The sequence below is a fragment of the Dyella sp. 2YAF14 genome (assembly GCF_052114725.1).
Classification (GTDB): Bacteria; Pseudomonadota; Gammaproteobacteria; order Xanthomonadales; family Rhodanobacteraceae; genus Dyella.
Window position 1 is genome coordinate 1 of sequence record NZ_JBFRFH010000017.1, and the last position, 20,732, is coordinate 20,732.

The 20,732-nt window shown below is 64.5% G+C and carries 17 protein-coding genes; 13 read left to right on the forward strand and 4 right to left on the reverse strand.

What is annotated here, in order from left to right; translation table 11 throughout:
• Window positions 1-448 precede the first annotated feature (448 nt).
• Window positions 449-1,189, reverse strand: coding sequence for an acetoacetyl-CoA reductase (gene phbB / locus AB4Y82_RS18060; protein WP_441605131.1), 741 nt, complete (start codon window positions 1,187-1,189; stop codon window positions 449-451).
• Window positions 1,190-1,344: 155 nt separating this feature from the next.
• Window positions 1,345-2,205 carry a tRNA glutamyl-Q(34) synthetase GluQRS gene (gluQRS, locus tag AB4Y82_RS18065; protein ID WP_441605132.1) on the reverse strand — a complete coding sequence of 287 codons (861 nt, stop codon included), beginning with the start codon at window positions 2,203-2,205 and terminating at the stop codon, window positions 1,345-1,347.
• Between the two features lie 204 nt (window positions 2,206-2,409).
• Here gluQRS and htpX point away from each other — a divergent pair, with 204 nt between their 5' ends.
• From htpX to AB4Y82_RS18095, 6 genes are all read left to right on the forward strand, one after another.
• Window positions 2,410-3,309, forward strand: a complete 900-nt coding sequence (gene htpX, locus AB4Y82_RS18070) for a protease HtpX (protein WP_441605133.1) — start codon at window positions 2,410-2,412, stop codon at window positions 3,307-3,309.
• Window positions 3,310-3,410: 101 nt separating this feature from the next.
• Window positions 3,411-5,282 carry a molecular chaperone HtpG gene (gene htpG / locus AB4Y82_RS18075; protein WP_441605134.1) on the forward strand — a complete coding sequence of 624 codons (1,872 nt, stop codon included), beginning with the start codon at window positions 3,411-3,413 and terminating at the stop codon, window positions 5,280-5,282.
• A gap of 126 nt (window positions 5,283-5,408) precedes the next feature.
• On the forward strand, window positions 5,409-6,311 hold the full coding sequence (locus AB4Y82_RS18080; RefSeq protein ID WP_441605135.1) for an AEC family transporter: 903 nt from the start codon (window positions 5,409-5,411) through the stop codon (window positions 6,309-6,311).
• Between the two features lie 9 nt (window positions 6,312-6,320).
• Entirely contained in the window at window positions 6,321-6,677 is a 357-nt protein-coding gene (locus AB4Y82_RS18085) for a nuclear transport factor 2 family protein (RefSeq protein WP_441605136.1), read from the forward strand.
• A 333-nt stretch (window positions 6,678-7,010) separates the two neighbouring features.
• Window positions 7,011-7,409, forward strand: coding sequence for an RNA-binding S4 domain-containing protein (locus tag AB4Y82_RS18090; RefSeq protein ID WP_441605192.1), 399 nt, complete (start codon window positions 7,011-7,013; stop codon window positions 7,407-7,409).
• 113 nt (window positions 7,410-7,522) lie between these two features.
• Window positions 7,523-8,095, forward strand: a complete 573-nt coding sequence (locus AB4Y82_RS18095) for a response regulator (protein ID WP_441605137.1) — start codon at window positions 7,523-7,525, stop codon at window positions 8,093-8,095.
• Window positions 8,096-8,164: 69 nt separating this feature from the next.
• On the opposite strand, the gene AB4Y82_RS18100 is transcribed toward AB4Y82_RS18095, so the two are convergent.
• On the reverse strand, window positions 8,165-9,607 hold the full coding sequence (locus tag AB4Y82_RS18100; protein WP_441605138.1) for a catalase: 1,443 nt from the start codon (window positions 9,605-9,607) through the stop codon (window positions 8,165-8,167).
• Window positions 9,608-9,853: 246 nt separating this feature from the next.
• Between AB4Y82_RS18100 and AB4Y82_RS18105 the strand changes: the two genes are divergently transcribed.
• Entirely contained in the window at window positions 9,854-10,105 is a 252-nt protein-coding gene (locus AB4Y82_RS18105) for a hypothetical protein (protein ID WP_441605139.1), read from the forward strand.
• Window positions 10,106-10,158: 53 nt separating this feature from the next.
• On the opposite strand, the gene mutS is transcribed toward AB4Y82_RS18105, so the two are convergent.
• On the reverse strand, window positions 10,159-12,738 hold the full coding sequence (gene mutS / locus AB4Y82_RS18110; RefSeq protein WP_441605140.1) for a DNA mismatch repair protein MutS: 2,580 nt from the start codon (window positions 12,736-12,738) through the stop codon (window positions 10,159-10,161).
• A 205-nt stretch (window positions 12,739-12,943) separates the two neighbouring features.
• Here mutS and AB4Y82_RS18115 point away from each other — a divergent pair, with 205 nt between their 5' ends.
• The 6 genes from AB4Y82_RS18115 (at window position 12,944) to alaS (ending at window position 20,559) form a co-directional block, all read left to right on the forward strand.
• On the forward strand, window positions 12,944-14,341 hold the full coding sequence (locus AB4Y82_RS18115) for an amidohydrolase family protein (RefSeq protein ID WP_441605141.1): 1,398 nt from the start codon (window positions 12,944-12,946) through the stop codon (window positions 14,339-14,341).
• A complete protein-coding gene (locus tag AB4Y82_RS18120; protein ID WP_441605142.1) occupies window positions 14,328-15,470 on the forward strand; it encodes a dipeptidase in 1,143 nt (380 codons plus the stop codon). Before AB4Y82_RS18115 ends, AB4Y82_RS18120 begins: the two co-directional genes overlap by 14 nt.
• A 108-nt stretch (window positions 15,471-15,578) precedes the next feature.
• Window positions 15,579-16,085 (forward strand): CinA family protein, encoded by a 507-nt coding sequence (locus AB4Y82_RS18125; RefSeq protein WP_441605143.1) that lies wholly within the window; start codon window positions 15,579-15,581, stop codon window positions 16,083-16,085.
• Window positions 16,086-16,207: 122 nt separating this feature from the next.
• Window positions 16,208-17,239 (forward strand): recombinase RecA, encoded by a 1,032-nt coding sequence (gene recA / locus AB4Y82_RS18130; RefSeq protein WP_441605144.1) that lies wholly within the window; start codon window positions 16,208-16,210, stop codon window positions 17,237-17,239.
• 116 nt (window positions 17,240-17,355) lie between these two features.
• Window positions 17,356-17,841 (forward strand): regulatory protein RecX, encoded by a 486-nt coding sequence (locus AB4Y82_RS18135; RefSeq protein WP_441605145.1) that lies wholly within the window; start codon window positions 17,356-17,358, stop codon window positions 17,839-17,841.
• 81 nt (window positions 17,842-17,922) lie between these two features.
• Entirely contained in the window at window positions 17,923-20,559 is a 2,637-nt protein-coding gene (alaS, locus tag AB4Y82_RS18140; RefSeq protein WP_441605146.1) for an alanine--tRNA ligase, read from the forward strand.
• The last annotated feature ends 173 nt before the right edge of the window (window positions 20,560-20,732 follow it).

Consider the following 20,732-nt stretch of genomic DNA (forward strand, 5'->3'; position numbering starts at 1 on the left):
TTCGAACGGCTGCCGCCGCTCGAGTCACTTTTCTTTTGCTGGCCCAAAAGATCCCTCGGGACTAGCTTCGCGTCGAAAGTAACCCAAAGAAAATGGCCTGATAACGCCCGCAGCATCGTGCTGGGATAAGCCCGAACGCTCGAGGCGCGCCGTCGTGGGACAACCTCCGAGGGTACAGAGGGGATACTTCAAAGCGTTGCGCAACGCGCCCGAATCCCTGAGGACTTAAAGCGGGGCCACGCTGCGCATCGGCTATCGGCTATCGGCTATCGGGTTTCGCGGTGCACGCCACTTCTCCCTCTCCCCTGCGGGGAGAGGGCTGGGGTGAGGGGCGGGTGCTCGCGGGGAGGCATCGACTGAGCGAGCTTTGATCTGGTTCTTCAAACCAACCTTCTCAGCACGGGCGTTTATCTTCAATCCGCCCGAGGGGAAGATGGCGGGTGGCAAATCACCACCCCATGTAATGCCCACCATTGATCGACAAATTCGCGCCCGTAATCCACGCCGCTTCTTCGCCGGTCAGAAACGCCACCGCATGCGCAATTTCCTCAGGCTTGCCGAGTCGACCGACAGGAATCTGCGCGACGATCTTTTCGCGCACCTCTTCAGGCACGGCCATCACCATATCGGTACCGACATAACCCGGCGAGACGGTGTTCACGGTGATGCCGAATTTGGCATTTTCCTGCGCCAGCGAAATGGTGAAGCCGTGCATGCCTGCCTTGGCGGCGGCGTAGTTGGCCTGGCCGTACTGGCCCTTCTGGCCGTTGATGGAGCTGATCTGGACGATGCGGCCCCACTTGTTGTGGCGCATGCTTTCGATCACCGGGCGGGTGACGTTGAAGCAGGCGTTGAGGTTGGTGTTGACCACTTCCATCCACTGCGGATAGGTCATCTTGTGGAAGGTGGTGTCGCGCGTGATGCCGGCGTTGTTGACCAGGATTTCCACCGGGCCCATCGCGCTCTCGATGATGCGCACCATCGCTTCGCAGGAATCGGGATCTTTCACGTCGCCCGGCACCAGCAGCACTTCGATGCCTTCCTTCGCCATCATTTCCTTCATGGCTTCGGCTTTGGACTGGTCACGATAGTTGGTGGCGACCCGGTGTCCCTGGCGCCCGAGGTAGCGAATGATGGCCGTACCGATACCGCCCGTGCCGCCAGTGACCAATGCCGTGCGTTGCGTCATGCCTGTTCTCCAAGGATGCGAGTGACCATTCAACCCCGATCGTGCAACCGGGACGCTGCCATGTCTACCACGCCATACGTGGCAAATCGTCTACGCAGAGTACGCCGACTTGCGCTTCTGTGTGGCAGTTGGACGATGAATGCGTTGATGGCCGTTTAGGCTGCCGCGCGTTCGCTGCAATGCGGTAGTCGATCCGGCGTGAATTCGGCGAGGGCGTGCGCTAGCAGGGCCGAGGGCTCACGTGCCGCCGGCGCCACCGGCAGATCCAGAAAAGCCAGCGCGCGGCGCAGTGCGGGCAGCGGGTCGGTAGGGTCCACCGGATGGGCGCGCTCGGACTTGGACAGCTTGCGGCCGTCGTCATCCAGGGCCAGCGGCAGATGCAGGTATCCGGGCGTCGGAAGCTTCAGGCAGCGCTGCAGGAAGATCTGCCGCGGCGTCGAGTCCAGCAAATCGTTGCCGCGTACCACCTGGGTGATGCCCTGGTGAGCGTCATCGACCACGCAGGCGAGCTGGTAGGCGTAGTAGCCCTCCACTCTGCGTATCACGAAGTCGCCTGCGGCCAGGCGGAGATTCTGGGACTGCGGGCCCTGCAAGGCATCGACAAAATCGAGCTCGATATCCGGCACGCGCAGACGCCAGGCCGGGGTTCGGCCTTCCATGGGCGGCGCCAGGCAGTGGCCGTCCAGATGCAGGCCGCCCGCGAGATCGTTGCGGCTGCACCAGCAAGGGAAGACGAGATCGGCCGCCTTGAGCCGCTCGAACGCTGCGTCATAGGCCGCCTGGCGGTGGGACTGGAACAGGGCGGGCGCGTCGGCCACCAGCCCGAAGGCGGGCAGGGCCGCCAGGATGCTTTCGGCCGAACCGGGCATCTCCCGCGGCGGATCGATGTCTTCCACCCGCAGCAACCACGCGCCACCGGCGTGGCGGGCGCACAACCAGCTGCCCACGGCAGCCACGAGGGAACCGAAATGCATGTGGCCGGTCGGAGAAGGGGCGAATCGTCCGCGGTAGTTCATCGGGCCATTTTACGGGCCGTCGATGGCCCGCAGGAACGCTTGGCGCGCGGTCGGCGAGTGGGTCCTTAGCTGACGCGCAGTTGAAAGCTGGACGTCGGGTAAGAAGATTCCCGGCTCACAGCCCTTGAAACCGCAAGAATTCGCCACGATCCTTTCACAGCGGCGAAAGTCGCATCCCCTTTCATGACTGCCCGAGAGACAGCCATGCGTCGCATCGCATTGTTCCTGCTTACCAATATCGCCGTCCTTTTCCTGCTGAGCATCGTCTGCCGCCTGTTCGGCATCGATCAGTGGGCTGCCGCCCGTGGTTACGGTGGCATGGGCGGTTTGCTGCTCTACGCCGCGGTCTTCGGCATGGGCGGCGCTTTCATCTCGCTGGCCATGTCCAAGTGGATGGCGAAGATGTCCACCGGCGCCCGCGTGATCGAGCAGCCGCAGAACGAAGCCGAGCGCTGGCTGCTGGACACCGTGCGCCGCCACGCCCAGGCGGCCGGCATCGGCATGCCCGAGGTGGCGATCTACGACGCACCGGAAATGAACGCGTTCGCCACCGGCATGACCAAGAACAGTTCGCTGGTGGCGGTGAGCACCGGCCTGCTGCAGCAGATGGACCGCGAGCAGGTCTCCGCCGTACTCGGTCACGAGATCGGCCATGTGGCCAACGGCGACATGGTCACGCTTACCCTCATCCAGGGCGTGGTGAACACCCTGGTGATCGTCGCGGCTCGGGTAGTCGGCCGCCTGGTGGACAGCTGGATGTCCGGCGGTCGCGACCGCGAGGGTGGCGGCGGCATCGGCTACTTCGTGTCGGTGCTGGTGCTGCAGCTGGTGTTCGGCCTGTTCGCCTCGATGATCGTGGCGGCCTTCTCGCGCTGGCGCGAATTCCGCGCCGACGCCGCCGGCGCCAAGTTTGCAGGCCGCGGCGCGATGATTTCCGCCCTGCAGCGCCTGCAGGTGCAGCACGGCGAGAGCACGCTGCCGCAGACGATTGCCGCGTTCGGCATCTCCGGTCCCCTGGCGATGGGCTTCAAGCGGCTGTTCATGAGCCACCCGCCGCTGGAAGAGCGCATTGCCGCCTTGCAGAATCCTTCGGCCAACGCCTGAATTCACCCGCTTTCCCACGCAGAGCGGGCATCATAAGGGGCCGATTCGTCGGCCCCTTCGCTTGTTACTCCTTCGACTGACCTTTGCATGAGTCTCTCCGCATGACCACTACCGCGCCCGAAACCCGCAAATTCGAAGCCGAAGTGGCCCAGGTCCTGCACCTGGTCACGCATTCGCTCTATTCGCACAAGGAGATCTTCCTGCGCGAATTGATCTCCAACGCCTCCGATGCCTGCGACAAGCTTCGCTTCGAATCGATCGCCAATCCTGACCTGCTCAGCGGTGACGGCGAGCTGCAGATCCATGTGAGCTGGGACCCGCAGGCACGCACCGTGACCGTGCGCGACAACGGCGTCGGCATGAGCCGCGATGAAGTGGTGGCCAACATCGGCACCATCGCCAGCTCGGGCACGCGCCGTTTCCTGGAAGCGATGAGCGCCGAGCAGAAAACCGATGCCCGTCTGATCGGCCAGTTCGGCGTGGGCTTTTACTCCTCGTTCGTGGTGGCCGATCGCGTCACCGTGCTGAGCCGTCGCGCCGACCTGCCGGCGAGCGAAGGCGTGAAGTGGGAGAGCGACGGCAAGGGCGAATACAGCCTGGCCCAGGTCGATCTGCCCGAGCGCGGCACCGCGGTGATCCTGCACCTGAAGGCCGACGAGGACGAGTTCCTCAAGGGCTGGGAGCTGCGTTCGCTGATCCGCAAATATTCCGACCACGTCGCTTTCCCGATCCGCTGCCCCAAGGACGAGGACGGCAAGCCGGGCGACGAATGGGAGACCGTCAACGACGCCTCGGCGCTGTGGGCCAAGCCGCGCAACGAGATTTCCGACGAGGATTACCAGAGCTTCTACAAGTCGCTCGGCCACGATTTCAACGATGCGCTGGCCTGGACGCACAACCGCGTCGAGGGCAGCCAGAGCTTCACCACGCTGTTGTACATCCCCGAGCAACCTCCGTTTGATCTGATGATGGGCGGCCGCGACGAGCGCAAGGGCCTCAAGCTCTACATCAAGCGCGTCTTCATCATGGATGCGGCCGAAGAACTGCTGCCCAACTACCTGCGCTTCGTGCGAGGCGTGGTGGATGCAGACGACCTGCCGCTCAACGTGAGCCGCGAAATCCTCCAGCACAATCGCCAGCTGGAGCGTATCCGTGCGGCCTGCGTGAAGCGCGTGCTCGACTTGCTGGAAAAGCTCTCGCGCGATGAGCCGGAGAAGTTCGCCACCTTCTACAAGGCCTTCGGCAATACGCTGAAGGAAGGCATTGCCGAAGATCCCGCCAATCGCGAACGCATCGCCAAATTGCTGCGCTTTGCCTCCACCAAGGGTGATGGCGCCGCGCAGACCGTATCGCTCGACGACTATATCGGCCGCATGCCGCTCACCCAGGACACCATCTGGTACATCACCGCCGATAGCTACACCGCCGCCATCGGCAGCCCGCAGCTGGAAGCATTCAAGGCCAAGGGCATCGAAGTGCTGCTGATGTCCGACCGCATCGACGAATGGATGCTCAACAGCCTCACCGAATACAGCGGCAAGAAGCTGCGCAACGTGGCCAAGGGCGAACTGCCGCTGGACGAGGCGGACAAGAAGCAGCAGGAAGAGGCGAGCAAGGCAGCCGAGCCGCTGGTGCTCAAGCTGAAGGAGTTGCTGGGCGACCGCGTCGGCGACGTGCGCGTGTCGGCGCGCCTCACCGATTCGCCCTCGTGTCTGGCCTTGTCCGATTACGAGATGGCGCCGCACCTGGCACGCCTGCTGCGCGAGGCCGGCCACGACGTGCCGCTGGCCAAGCCGACGCTGGAAGTGAATCCACACCATCCCTTGCTCCAGCGTGTGGAGAGCGAGAGCGATCCGGCCAAGTCCGCCGATCTCGCCAACCTGCTGCTTGACCAGGCCGAGATTTCGGCGGGCGCGCAGTTGCCGGATCCGGCGGCGTTTGTGCAGCGTTTGAATCGCCTGATCGTGGGGTGATGATCCAGGGCTCGTCATTCCGGCCTGCGCCGGAATGACGATGGGGTGGCGTGACGTTATTCGACGTCACCAAGCCCCCCAACAAACGGCCGCTATACTGCGGCCGTTTCGTTTTCCAGGAAGCCCATGGGCGCGTTGCTACTGTTGTTCACCTGCCTTTTGCTTGGCGTACTGGTCGCGCGTTTCGCCCGAACGCCGGCCGGCCTCGTCCATGGCATCAACTGGTGGGTGATCAATATCGCGCTGCCGGCGCTGGTTCTGGCGCTGGTGCCCAAGGTGAAGGTGGACACGCAGCTATGGTTTCCCGTGGCGTCCATGTGGGTGACCTTCTTTGGCGCGTGGCTGCTGTTCGCGGTGCTCGGGAAAATCCTGGGCTGGTCGCGCGAACGCATCGGCGCCCTCACGCTGGTTTGCGGCCTTGGCAATACCTCGTTCATGGGGTATCCGATGATGCAGGCCTTGCATGGCAAGGAGGGCCTGGCACTCGCCGTGGTGGCCGATCAGCTGGGTTGTTTTCCCTTGCTGGCCTCGGCCGGCGTGGCGGTGGCATCGCTGTATGCCGGGCGATCGCCGCAGCCGGCCGTGATTGCGCGTCGCATCCTCACCTTCCCGTCTTTCCTGGCCCTGGTGCTCGCCGCGATCGTCGGCGCGCTGGGTGGCTGGCCGCCGATCGTCGATGAGGTTCTGCTGCCCGTAGGCGCCACGCTGACGCCGCTGGCGCTGTTCTCGGTGGGTTTGCAGATCAAGTTCCACTTGGGCGAGCGCCAGCTGCCGCCGTTGCTGCTGGGTCTGGGTTGGAAGCTGCTGCTCGCGCCCATCGCAGCCTTGTTGCTGGGCATGACGGCGGGCGTCGGTGGCCTTACGCTGACCGTGGGCGTGTTGCAGGCGGGCATGGCGCCGATGATTTCCGCGGCGATTCTTGCCGACGAGTACAAGCTGGAACCGTCGCTCGCCAACACCTTGCTGGGTGCCGGCATCGTGTTGTCGCTGATCACCATACCGCTGGGCAATCTGCTGCTGGGCAGCTGAGGAACGCGCATGGATCTCGCCGCGCATCTGCTGGATCTGGAGACACAGCTGCATCGACAGGACGTGCGTGCCGATGAGGCGGCGCTGCGGCAGCTGATCGCCGAAGACTTCTTCGAGTTCGGTGTCTCGGGCACCGTCTGGTCACGCGATGCGGTCGTGGAAGCGCTGCGCGGTGAATCGTTTTCGCCGCGTGAGGTCAGCGATTTTCGGCTGACGATGCTGGCTGCGGATGTGGCCTTGGTGACCTACCGTGGGCATCGCTTCGCCACGCCGCAGCGCCCGGCGTCGGATTCGCTGCGCAGCTCGATCTGGCGCCTGCGCGATGGCCAGTGGCAGATGCTCTTCCACCAAGGCACCCCCTTGTAGGAGCGCACCCTGTGCGCGACCGCAGCGTTTCGGTGTAGCTCAGTCCTGAAGGTCTTCGCGAAAGGCTGTCGCGCACAGGGTGCGCTCCCACAGAGGGCGCGGGTGATTGGGGGCGCCCGGTGCGCGACCGCGGCGCTTCGGTTTACCTCAGTCCTTGATGTCCGCGCGAAAGGCTGTCGCGAACTACAAAAAGGGCTGCGTGGATGGTTGTAGGAGCGCACTTGTGCGCGACCGCAACGCTTCGGTTTAGCTCAGTCCTGGATGTCCTCGCGCAAGGCTGTCGCGCACAAGGTGCGCTCCTACAAGGGGATCGGATGCGCGATAATTGAGGGCATGTCACGGCCCGAATCTTCTTCTGCAGCCCCTCTACGCGCCGATGTGTGGCTCTGGGCGGCGCGCTTCTACAAGACCCGTAGCCTCGCCAAGCAGGCCATCGAGGGCGGTCGGATCGACCTCAACGACGGCAGCTGCAAACCCGCCAAGGCGGTGCATGTGGGCGACGTGTTCCGCATCAACCGGGGCGAGGAGCGGCTGGAAGTGGAAGTTCTGGCGCTCTCCGAGAAACGAGGCCCCGCTCTGGTTGCGCAGGCGTTGTATCGCGAAAGCGAGGCCAGCATCGCCGCGCGTGAGGCGGCGAAGGCTCAGCGTAAGTTACTGGGCACCATGGCTCCTCCAGGGCGTCCGGATAAGCAGGCACGTCGAGAATTGCGACGGCTTAAGGATTCCATGTGAGTCACCCATCTCAGAACGCAGCGCCGTTCTGGGTAAGCATGTCCTCCAAGGAAAGCTGCGCGGGCGCGTGGTTTTCCCTTAGGAATTGAGGTGGGAGGGCGACAATGGCGGGGATGGGATTTCTAAAGCGACTGCTTTCGAGCGCAACGCCGGGGCAGGTCGAGCAGACGTGGCGCAAGACCACGCATGGTGCACGGATACTGGTGGTGGACGATTCGGCGACGATCCGTGCCGTGCTCGGCCGCATGCTGGAAGTGGACGGCTACGATGTTGTGCGAGCGGCTGATGGCGAAAGTGCGCTGGAAATGGCGCGCGCCGAGCCGCCGGCGATGATCTTTCTGGATATCGTGCTGCCGGGCATGAATGGCTTTGCCGTGTTGCGCGCGCTGCGCCACGACCCGGCCACGCAGCACGTGCCGATCGTGATGATCAGCGGCAACCAGCAGGCGACCGAGCAGTTCTACGTGCAGCGCTTTGGCGCGGACGATTTCATCAGCAAGCCGTTCGGTCAGGCAGAAGTCGCGCGCAGCATCGATCGCCTGGTGGGCTTCGGGCGGCTGTCCGCGCGCGAAGCGGCCAAGGTGGTGTCCTTGCCGGTGTCGGTGCCGGTGGAAACCATTCCAGCCCTGCTGGCCAATGCCACGGACGAACCGGTCCTGGTGACCGTTCCCGAAATGGCGGCCTGAGCGTTCTCTTCGCAAGCAAAACAGAAGGCGGCGCTCGCAAGAGACGCCGCCTTCGTTTTTTCCAGCAGCTTAGAGCGTGATGCCCACCGCCTTGGCGACGCCTTCGCCATAGGCCGGATCGGCCTTGCTGAAGTGGGCGATCTGACGACGGATGATTACCTCCGGCACACCGCGCATCGACGCGGCGATATTGCCGAATAGTTGTTTCTTTTGATCCGGACTCATCAAGCGGAACAGATCGCCCGGCTGCGTATAGTCGTCATTGCCATCGCGATGGTCGTAGCGATCCGCATCGCCGGAGATGGCCAGCGGCGGCTCCTGCACCGACTTGTCTTCGACCGGGCCATGGAACGAGTTCGGCTCGTAATTCACGCTGCCGCTACCGTTGCCGCCGAAGCGCATCTGGCCGTCGCGGTAGTAGTTGTGCACGGGGCAGCGCGGGCGATTGATTTCCAGCGCTTCGTGATTGGTGCCCAGGCGATGACGTGCCGTATCCGCGTAAGAGAAGATGCGAAATTGCAGCATCTTGTCCGGGCTGAAGCCGATGCCGGGAATCACATTGGCCGGCGAGAAGCTCGATTGCTCCACTTCGGCGAAGTAGTTGTCCGGATTGCGATTGAGCTCGAGCACGCCCACTTCGATCAGCGGATAGTCCTTGTGAGGCCATACCTTGGTGAGGTCGAACGGGTTGTACGGCGTGTTCTGCGCCTCGGCTTCGGGCATCACCTGCACGTACATCGTCCACTTCGGGAAGTCCTTGCGCTCGATCGCTTCGTAAAGGTCGCGCTGGTGCGACTCGCGATCGCGTCCGATCACGCCGGCTGCCTTGTCGTTGGTCCAGTTCTCGATGCCTTGCTGGGTCTTGAAGTGGAACTTCACCCAAAAGCGCTCGCCCAGGTCGTTCCAGAAACTGAAGCTGTGGCTGCCGAAGCCATGCATATGGCGCAGCGTCGCCGGCAGGCCGCGATCGCTCATCAGGATGGTGACCTGGTGCAGCGACTCGGGCGACAGCGACCAGAAATCCCACATGGCGGTGGGGCTGCGCAAATTGGTCCGCGGATGGCGTTTCTGGGTGTGGATGAAATCGGGAAACTTGTATGGATCGCGCACGAAGAATATCGGCGTGTTGTTGCCAACCAGATCCCAGTTGCCTTCTTCGGTGTAGAACTTGATGGCGAAACCACGCACGTCGCGCTCGGCATCCGCGGCGCCGCGCTCGCCTGCCACGGTGGAGAAGCGCAGGAACAACGGCGTCTTCGTGCCGGGCTTGAACAACTTGGCGCGGGTGTACTTGGTGATGTCGTGCGTGATGGTCAGCGTGCCGTGCGCTGCGGAGCCGACGGCGTGCACCACGCGTTCGGGAATGCGCTCGCGATTGAAGTGCGCGTGCTTCTCGAACAGCTGGTGGTCCTGCACCAGCAGCGGGCCGCGGGGACCGGCGGTCAAGGCGTTCTGGTTATCGGGGACGGCTGCACCGGATGAGGTGGTGAGGGTCTTGCGGCGGTCGGTCATGCGTGGCTCCTTGCACGTGGGTGAATGGCTGCGTGCACCCGACTCTAGGTAGCTGCTCCCATTTGTGGAATTCGATAGTTTTGATGTCGCCCATAGCTGCGGCCTATGGAGAGAGGCTCGTGCCGTGTACCCGCTGGCTTGGACAGTGGAAGCAGGGCCACCGATGACGTTGCATCACGGCTTTCACGCACACACCACCATGCCTGTCTGACGATGCCTGCCTCTTGATCCCAGCGGAGAGTCGTCGTGGCAGAGCACATCCAGGAAGGCGACATGGTTTTCGTGGCCGACGGCGAAGATGGCATCGGCTCGGTACGCCGGCTGCTGGCAGGCGGCCATGCACTGCTGGTCTATATCGAGAACGGCGGCGACTTCGAGATACCGGTGAGCGCCGTGCGCGCCGTGCATTCAGGCAAGGTCGTGCTCGACCTCGATCATTTGCCGACGCCGGTGCTCGAAGCGATCGGCAACGCCCGCAAGTCGGAATATCCGCACTAGATCCGGCTGTGTGATATCGACTCGCTCTCCGGCGAGCCGATGTCCGCTGCCTCTCAGGCCAGCGACTTGAGCCGATAAAGCGCTTCCAGCGCGTCGCGCGGCGTCATCGCATCGGGATCGATGCCTTCCAGTGCACGTTCCACCACGGACGGCGCCGCGGCGAACAAGCCCATCTGCGGCGACTCCTGCGCTGGCGTCTTGGTTTCCGTCGCCGAGGCGTGTTGATACATGCCACGTTCCAGCTCGGCCAGCGTGCGCCGCGCATCGGCGATCACCGACTTGGGCAGGCCGGCGAGCGCGGCCACCTGCAAGCCGAAGCTGCGATTGGCAGGGCCTTCCTTCACCGCGTGCATGAACACCAGCTGCTCGCCGTATTCCACCGCGTCCAGATGCACGTTGGCGATCGTGGCGTATTCGTTGGCCAGCTCGGTCAACTCGAAATAGTGCGTGGCGAACAGCGTGTACGAGCGGCTGCTGGCGGCCAGATGCACCGCCGCCGCGCGTGCGAGCGCCAGGCCGTCATACGTGCTGGTGCCGCGGCCGACTTCATCCATCAGCACCAGGCTGTGCTCGGTGGCGTTGTGCAGGATGTTGGCGGTTTCGCTCATTTCCACCATGAAAGTGGACTGGCCGCGTGACAAGTCGTCGCCCGCGCCGATACGCGTGAACACGCGATCGATAGTGCCGATTACCGCACGCGACGCCGGCACGTAGCTGCCGATATGCGCCAGCAGCACGATCAGCGCGTTCTGGCGCATATAGGTCGACTTACCGCCCATGTTCGGACCGGTGATCACCAGCATGCGACGATTGTCGTCCAGCATCAGGTCGTTCGGTTCGAACGGTTCTTCGCGTACTTTCTCCACCACCGGATGGCGGCCGCGCTCGATCGCGATGCCGGGCTCGTCGGTGAGTTCGGGCGCGCTCCAGTCCAGTGTCATGGCGCGCTCGGCGAGCGTGGCCACCACGTCCAGTTCGGCCATCGCGGTCGCGGCGCTCTTGAGCGGTTCCAGTTGCGCGATCAGGGTGTCGAGCAACGCTTCGTACAGCGCGCGCTCGCGCATCAGCGAGCGCTCCTTGGCCGAGAGCACTTTGTCTTCGAAGTTCTTCAGCTCTTCGGTGATATAGCGCTCGGCGTTCTTGGTGGTCTGGCGACGCGTGTAATGCGTGGGCGCCTTGTCGGACTGGCCCTTGCTGATCTCGATGTAGTAGCCGTGCACACGGTTGTAGCCCACCTTCAGCGTGGTGATGCCGCTGGCGGCTTTCTCGCGTTCTTCCAACTCGACCAGATATTGGTCGGCATGCGTGGCGAGGCGACGCAGTTCATCGAGCTCGGCGTCGTAGCCGTCGGCGATGACGCCGCCGTCGCGCTGCAGGACGGGCGGCTGTTCCACCACGGCCCGGCCGAGCAGCGCCGCCGCGTCGGCGTGATCGCCGATGCGCTCGACCAGCGCATGCAGCAGCGGGCTGTCGAGCGGCGCGATCAACGCACGCAGCAAAGGTGCAGCGGCCAGGCCATCGCGCAGTGTGGACAGATCGCGCGGACGCGCCGAACGCAGCGCCACACGCGCCAGGATGCGTTCCAGGTCGCCGATGCCGCGCAGCTGCTCGCGCAGGGGCTCGTGCTGGCGTTGATCGATCAGGCTGCCGATGGCCTGATGGCGTGCGCGCAACAGCTCGCGCGAACGCAGCGGGCGATTGAGCCAGCGGCGCATCAGGCGTGCGCCCATCGGGGTGACAGTTTCGTCGAGTACACCGAGCAAGGTGTGCTCGGTGCGCCCGCTGGGATGCGTATCCAGTTCCAGATTGCGGCGCGTGGCGGCGTCCAGCGCAATGGTGTCGCTGGCACTTTCCACCGACATGCCGGAGAGATGCGGCAGCGCGCTCTTCTGCGTTTCTTCCACATAGCCGAGCAGGCAGCCTGCGGCGGCAATCGCGAGCGGGAGCCGATCGACGCCGAAGCCGCCGAGATCGCGTGTGCCGAAGAAGCGGTTGAGTTCGCGCCTGGCGGCATCGCCGTCGAAGTGCCACGGTGGACGCTTGCGCAGGCCGGGCAGGGTGCTGACCAGTTTCGGCCACGCCACGTCCTCTCCCACCAGGGTTTCCGCCGGCTGCAGGCGCGCCAGTTCGGAAGCGAGCGCTTCGGCGCTGGGTACTTCGCTGAGCAGGAAACGGCCGCTGGCCAGATCCACCCAGGCCAGGCCATAGGCGCCGTGCGCGCCGGCGGCGATGGACATCAGCAGGTTGTCGCGGCGTTCTTCCAGCAGCGCGGCATCGGTCACCGTACCCGGCGTGACGATGCGCACCACCTTGCGTTCCACCGGACCCTTGGAGGTGGCCGGGTCGCCGATCTGCTCGCAGATCGCCACCGACTCGCCCAGCCGCACCAGCCGCGCCAGATAGTTCTCGGCAGCGTGATAGGGCACGCCTGCCATCGGGATCGGTTGGCCGCCGGACTGGCCGCGCTGGGTCAGCGTGATGTCCAGCAGGCGCGCGGCCTTGCGCGCGTCGTCATAGAACAACTCGTAGAAGTCGCCCATGCGAAAGAACAGCAGCACATCCGGGTGCTGAGCCTTGGCGCCAAGGTACTGGCGCATGAAGGGAGTGTGGCTTTCGAAATCCTGGGCGACCATAACGTGCTGTTCTGTCGGGCCTTATGCTGAAACCGGCCGTGGCGGGAAGGCGCTGCGCGCCAACGAAAAATGCTCGCCAAGATAACCGAATTGGCCCGGCAAGTATCCCGCGAGACGCAGCGCGACTCCTGAGCTTGGCCGGCCGCCGGTGCTTGCCGCGGGCGTCCTTGTGATGGGCGGAATCGGCTGTGTAGGATCGACCGCCATGCATAGACGCCCACGATCCGCGACTTCACTGGTGACAGCGCTGCTGGTCGCGCTGTCTGCGTCCACCGCGTTTGCCGCCGACAAGCAGGCCAAGCCGTCGCCTGCCGATGCGCTGACGCTCTACGCCGGCGCCACCGTCATCGATGGCACGGGAGCGGCGCCACGTGCCGATCAGGACATCCTGGTGCGCGGCGAACGCATCCTGGCGGTGGGGCCGCACGGGTCGCTGGCGGAGGCGAAGGGCGCCGCGGTGAAAACCGTCGACCTGCACGGCCGCTACATGATCCCCGGCCTGATCGACAGCCACGTGCATATGGCCACGCCGCCCGATGCCAAGCGTGCACAGGCCATCCTGCGTCGCAATCTCTACGCCGGCGTGACCGCTGTGCGCGACATGGCAGACGATCTGCGCTCGGTCGGCGAGCTGGCCCGTCAGGCGCGTGCCGGCGAGATTCCCTCGCCCGACATCTACTACGCCGCCGTGATGGCCGGTCCGGAGTTCTTTGCCGATCCACGCGTGGCCGCCGCCAGCTACGGCGTCAAGCCGGGCACGAGCCCATGGATGCAGGCCATCGACGAGAAGACCGATCTGCGCGAAGCGGTGACGCTGGCGCGTGGCACATCGGCGACCGCCCTCAAGGTCTATGCCGACCTTCCGCCCGACCTGGTGAAGGCGATCACGGCTGAGGCGCATCGCCAGCACTTGATGGTGTGGGCGCACAGCGCCGTGTTTCCCACGAGGCCGGTGGATGTGATCGACGCTGGTGTCGACGTGGTCAGCCACGCCTGCTACCAGGCCTATCAGCTCGAACCGGTGATGCTCAAGGCCTATGAGGATCACACGCCGTTCCACGAAAACCTGCTGGCCAAGGACGGCGACGATCCGGTGATGGCCGGTCTTTACCAGGACATGCTCAAGCACGGCACCATCCTCGACGCCACCGGCAGCCTGTTCGTGCGCTACGACGCCGAACGCAAGACGCATCCCGAGCGCAAGCCACTTCGCTGCACCGGACCGACCACCATCCGATTGGTCCGCCAGGCGTGGCAGGCGGGCGTGCCGATCTCGACCGGCACAGACAGCGACCCGGGTTTCAAAGACGTTTGGCCGTCCGTTTACGAGGAGATCTTTTTCCTCACCCACGACGTGGGCATGCCGCCGCTGCAGGCCATTCGTTCCGCGACGCTGATCGGCGCCGAAGCGGCCGGGCAGGCAAACGACATGGGTTCGATCGAGGCAGGCAAGCTGGCGAACTTCGCCGTGTTGTTAGCCGATCCGCTGAAGAACATCGGCAACCTGCGCAGCATCCGAATGACGGTAAAACGCGGCCATGTGTATCCGCGTGCCGACTATCGACCAGTGACCAAGGAAGAAATGGGCAATGACGACGATTGATCGGCGAACCTTCCTGACCGGCCTGAGCTGGGCTGCCGCCGCTTCCATGCTGCCGTGGGATGCGCGCGGCGCAGAGGCACCGCGTGCAACCGCGGCCGATGGCGGCATCATCATCAACGCGCTGGGTGGCCTGGGAGATCCCAATCGCGCGTCCGACGCACTGGTGCCCGAGCTCACCCCGCGCGTGCTGGCCGAAGCGCATGCATCAGGGCTGACGGCGGTCAACATCACCTTGGGTTATGTCTCGGGCCCCGACGATCCATTCGAGGCCAGCGTGCGCGATATCGCCGCCACCGATGCTCTGGTGCGCAAGCACGAGCGCGACGTGCTGAAGATACTCACTGCCGCCGACATTCGCCGCGCCAAGGCCGAGCACAAGATCGGCCTGATTTACGGCTTCCAGAACGGCGCCATGATGGGCAAGGACGCCACACGCGTCGACATCTTTTCGGACCTTGGCGTGCGCGTGTTCCAGCTCACCTATAACCCGGCCAACCAGCTGGGTGATGGCTCGATGGCGAAGGAAAACCGTGGACTGACGCCCTTCGGTCGCGAGGTAGTGGCGCGGCTCAATGCCTGTCATGTGATGGTCGATCTGTCGCACAGCGGCGAGCAGACCTGCCTCGAGGCCGCCCGCGTATCCACCGCGCCGATCTCGATCAATCACACCGGTTGCCGCGCGGTGACCGACCTGCCGCGCAACAAGACCGACGCCGAACTGAAACTGGTGGCGGAGCGGGGCGGCTTCATCGGCATCTATTTCATGCCCTTCGTCAACGCCTCGGGACACGCGCATGCCGAGGACGTGGTCGCCCATATCGACCACGCGGTGAACATCTGCGGCGAAGATCATGTGGGCATTGGCACCGACGGCTCGGTGACCCAGATCGATGATCTGCATGCCTATCAGGCGACGCTGGCCAAAGAGATTGCGCAGCGTCAGGCGGCCGGCATCAGCGCGGCGGGCGAGCGGCCGGATACCTATCCCTTCGTGGTCGATCTGCGCGGGCCGCAACAATTCCACAAACTGGCGCAGCTGCTTGCCCAGAAGGGCTATTCGACGGGGCGCATCGAGAAGATCCTGGGCCTGAATTTCCTGCGCTACGCCGAGTTGGTCTGGGGCAGCTGAGCGCCTCCATCCTCCCGGACGGGCCAGCCCATCGATCCTTGGACTCTTGGCGCGGTGCCCCCATCGCGGTAGAAGAGTCCACTTCCGCCTGTCCCCCCCGGAATCCCCATGAGCTTGTCTGTTCCCACTGATGCCGATCTCTATGCCCTGGCCGAACAGGTGGCCGCTGCGGCCCTCCAGCGGCGCCTGATGCTGGTCACCGCCGAGTCCTGCACCGGCGGCTGGGTCGCCAAGGCGCTCACCGACCTGTCGGGCAGCTCTGCCTGGTTCGACGCGGGTGTGGTCACCTATAGCTATGGGGCGAAGGAGGCCTTGCTCGGCGTCAATCCGCGCACGCTGGAGCGCACTGGCGCGGTCAGCGAGGAAACCGCGCTGGAAATGGTCTCGGGCGCGCTGGCCCGATTTGGCGCCGGCATGGCCGTAGCCGTCACCGGCATTGCCGGACCTACCGGCGGAACTCCGGAGAAACCCGTCGGCACCGTCTGGATCAGCTGGAAACGGCGCGGCGGCTACGCCCACGCCAGCCTCTTCCAGTTCGCCGGCGACCGCGAAGCGGTGCGCCGTCAGACCGTGGCCGCGGCGCTCAATGGCGTCATCAAGGCGCTGACGGACTGAGTCGAAAGCCGGCCACTGGGTCGCTTGACCGGTGTGGGATACTCGTCAGTCACAGATCGCAGCCCGTGAGACAAACCGCGGGCATCATGTCTTCATTCACTGCCACTCCGGGATTCAAGACGATGGATGACAACAAGCGCAAGGCGCTCACTTCCGCCCTCGGCCAGATCGAGAAGCAATTTGGCAAGGGCGCCGTCATGCGCCTGGGCGATCGCGTCGACGACGCCATCGACACCGTGTCCACCGGCTCGCTGGGCCTGGATATCGCGCTGGGCATCGGTGGCCTGCCGCGCGGCCGCGTCGTCGAGATCTACGGTCCGGAGTCCTCGGGCAAGACCACGCTGACCCTGCAGGTCATCGCCAACTGCCAGAAGAACGGCGGCACCGCGGCGTTCGTGGACGCCGAGCACGCGCTCGATCCCACCTACGCCGCCAAGCTGGGCGTCAACGTGGAGGACCTGCTGGTCTCCCAGCCCGACACCGGCGAACAGGCGCTGGAAATCGCCGACATGCTGGTGCGCTCCGGCGCGGTGGACGTGGTGGTGGTCGACTCGGTCGCCGCGCTCACGCCCAAGGCTGAAATCGAAGGCGAAATGGGCGACTCGCACGTCGGCCTGCACGCCCGCCTGATGAGCCAGGCGCTGCGCAAGCTCACCGCCAACATCAAGAAGTCCAACTGCCTGGTGATCTTCATCAACCAGATCCGCATGAAGATCGGCGTGATGTTCGGCAGCCCGGAAACCACCACCGGCGGCAACGCGCTGAAGTTCTACGCCTCGGTGCGCCTGGATATCCGCCGCATCGGCGCGGTGAAGAAGGGCGAAGAGGTGATCGGCTCGGAAACCCGCGTCAAGGTGGTCAAGAACAAGGTGGCGCCGCCGTTCCGACAGGCTGAATTCGAAATCCTTTATGGCGAGGGCACCTCGCGCGAAGGCGAAATCATCGAGCTGGGCGTGGCGCAGAACCTGATCGACAAGTCCGGCGCCTGGTACAGCTACAAGGGCGACCGCATCGGCCAGGGCAAGGAGAACGTGCGCCAGTTCCTGCGCGACAATCCGGCCATTGCCAATGAAGTCGATGCCGAACTGCGCAAGCGTCTGCTGGTGTCGAACGGCACTTCGCCGCTGCCGGCGGTGGAAACCGAGGAAGCCTGATCGGACATCGGGCACCCGCTGGGCCGCGCCCATGCGCGCTTTAGCGGGTACCCGTTCCAGATCAGCCGGGAGGGTGGCGCACGTCGCCCTTCTGATGGCAAGACCATAGGTCACGCATGCCGCGAGAACCCGGTGACAAACCCAAAACCTCAGCCTATGACCGGGCGTTGGGGTTGCTTGCGCGCCGTGAGCATTCCCGGCGTGAGCTGAAGCTCAAGCTGCGGCAGAAGGGCTACGAGGGCGACGAAGCCGGCGAGGCCATCGACCGGCTGGGCGAGCAGCACTACCAGGACGACGAACGATTCGCCGGGTCGCTGGTGCGCAGCAGAGCGTCCCAGGGTTACGGACCCATGCGCGTGCGTGCCGAACTCAAGAGTCACGGTTTGTCCGACGCCCGCATCCGGGCCGTTCTGGACGAAGCAGGCGTGGATTGGGACGCCAACGCCCTGAACGTGCTGCGGCGGCGTTTTGGCGGCAAATCGCCGCCGGATCACGCAGAAAAGGCACGTCGGGCGCAATTCCTCTTGCGCCGGGGCTTTCCCGCCGCCACAGTACGGAGTGTTACCCACGCCGACGTGGACGACGCAGCCGACGACGCCTGACCTCCCCACTGCTGGGACGGGAGAGTGTCGCTTCGGCGGTGCTTCCCGGCGTGACCCATCCGCCAGGTCCTCCCCAGTCGCATGAAAACCGCCGAAATCCGCTCGACCTTCCTCGACTATTTCCGTTCGAAAGGGCACACCATCGTGCCGTCCAGCTCGCTGGTGCCGGCCAGCGATCCGACGCTGCTGTTCACCAACTCGGGCATGGTGCAGTTCAAGAACGTGTTCCTGGGCAGCGAAAAGCTGCCGTACGTGCGCGCCGCCGATGTGCAGCGCTGCCTGCGTGCGGGCGGCAAGCACAACGACCTCGACTCGGTGGGCTATACCGCGCGTCACCACACCTTCTTCGAAATGCTGGGCAACTGGTCGTTCGGCGACTATTTCAAGCGCGATGCCATTGCCTATGCGTGGGAGCTGCTGACCGACGTCCTCAAGCTGTCCAAGGACAAGCTGTGGGTCACCGTCTATCACACTGATGACGAAGCCTTCGACATCTGGAACAAGGAAGTGGGCGTGCCGGCCGAGCGCATCGTGCGCATCGGCGACAACAAAGGCGCGCCTTACGCTTCGGACAATTTCTGGCAGATGGCCGACACCGGTCCCTGCGGTCCGTGCACGGAAATCTTCTACGACCACGGCGAAGACATCGCCGGTGGCCCGCCGGGCTCGCCCGATGAAGACGGCGATCGCTACATCGAGATCTGGAACCTGGTGTTCATGCAGTTCGACCGCGCGCCCGACGGCACGCTGTCGCCGCTGCCGGCGCCGTGCGTCGATACCGGCATGGGCCTGGAACGCCTGGCGGCCGTGCTGCAGCACGTGCATTCCAACTACGAGATCGACCTGTTCCAGCACCTGATCAAGGTCGCTGCCGAACTCACCCGCACCAAGGATCTGGCCAACAAGTCGCTGCGCGTGATCGCCGATCACATCCGCGCGTGCTCGTTCCTGATTGTCGATGGCGTGCTGCCGTCCAATGAAGGTCGTGGTTACGTGCTACGCCGCATCATCCGTCGCGCATTGCGCCACGGCTGGATGCTCGGCGTGCGCGGCGATTTCTTCTGGAAGATGGTGCAGCCGCTGGTCGAGGAAATGGGCGAGGCCTATCCGGAACTGGCGCAAAAGCAGGCCTTCGTGGAAGAAGCGCTGCGCACCGAAGAGCGCCGCTTCGGCGAAACGCTGGAAAACGGCATGCGTCTGTTCGATGCGGTCGCAGTGAAGTCCAACGGCAGCATTCCCGGTGCCGATGCTTTCCGTCTGTACGATACCTACGGTTTCCCGGTCGACCTCACCGCCGACATCGCGCGCGAGCGTGGCCTCACGGTGGACATGGATGGCTTCGAGCAGTCCATGAAGGAACAGCAGGAACGCAGCCGCGAAGGCGGCAAATTTGAAGCCAAGGGCCAGATGCCGGCCGAGCTGGCCAGCCAGCTGCCGCCGACCGCTTTCCTGGGCTACGACGCGCTGATGAGCCAGGGCAGCAAGGTGGTCGGCATCGTGCGCGGCGGCAAGCAGTACGACCAGCTGGGCGAGGGCGAAGAAGCCCTCGTCATGCTCGACCGCACGCCGTTCTACGCCGAGTCCGGCGGCCAGGTGGGCGATACCGGCGTGCTGGTGAACACGACGGGCTCGTTCGCGGTGGCCGACACGCTCAAGATGGGCGGCGTGTTCTTCGGTCATGCCGGCCGTTGGAACGGCAAGCAGGCACTGCGCGTCGGCGACGTGGTCGATGCCAATGTCGACGGCTCGCGCCGTCAGGCCATCGTGCTCAACCACTCGGCCACGCACTTGCTGCACGCAGCGCTGCGCAAGGTATTGGGCGAGCATGTGACGCAGAAGGGTTCGCTGGTCGCCCCCGAGCGCCTGCGTTTTGACTTCTCGCATTTCAAGCCGATGAGCGCGGACGAACTGCGCCAGATCGAGACGCAGGTGAACGCCGAAGTGCGCCGCAACGCGGCCGCCGAAGTGCATCACATGGGCTACAACGAGGCGATCGAGTTCGGCGCGATGGCGCTGTTCGGCGAGAAGTACGGCGACGAAGTGCGCGTGCTCAAGATGGGCGAGTTCTCCACCGAGCTCTGCGGCGGCACGCATGTCGGTCGCACTGGCGACATCGGCCTGTTCAAGATCGTCAGCGAAGCGGGCGTAGCCTCCGGCGTGCGCCGTATCGAAGCTGTTACAGGTGCGGGCGCGTTGGCCTATGTGGCTGATGAGGAGCGTCGCCTGGGCGAGTTTGCGCAGCTGTTGTCCTCCAATGGTGACGATGCTGTGGAGAAGCTGCGCCAGCTGTTCGACAAGCAGAAAAAACTCGAGCGCGAATTGGAGTCGCTGCGCGCCAAGGCTGCCGGTTCGGCGACGGCGGATCTGGCCTCCACGGCGAAGGACGTGGCCGGCATCAAGGTCATCGCCGCGCGCCTGGAAGGCCTGGACGCCAAGGCACTGCGCGACAGCATGGATCAGCTCAAGCAGCAGCTGAACGATTGCGTGGTGCTGCTGGCCGGTGCCGCTGACGGCCGCGTTTCTCTGGTCGCAGGCGTCGGCGGTACGGCGCTGGGTCGGGTCAAGGCCGGCGACGTGGTGGCGCATGTCGCCAGCCAGATCGACGGCAAGGGCGGCGGTCGTCCCGACATGGCCCAGGGCGGTGGCAACGACACTGCCGAATTGCCCGGCATTTTGGAGGGCTTGGCCGACTGGATCGGTCAGCGCCTGGCGTCCTGAGCGGGTCAACCACCGGGAGTCCGTTGCCGTTTACGCATTGCGCTGCCATCGGACGCTCGGCTAGTATCCAAATACTGCTGACACCGATGGTTGCGCCGGTGTCGCTTGACATGGCATCACAGGGGATGCCTCGTCTGTGTAACCGGGAAGGCGGTAGGGCCTTCGGCGGTAGC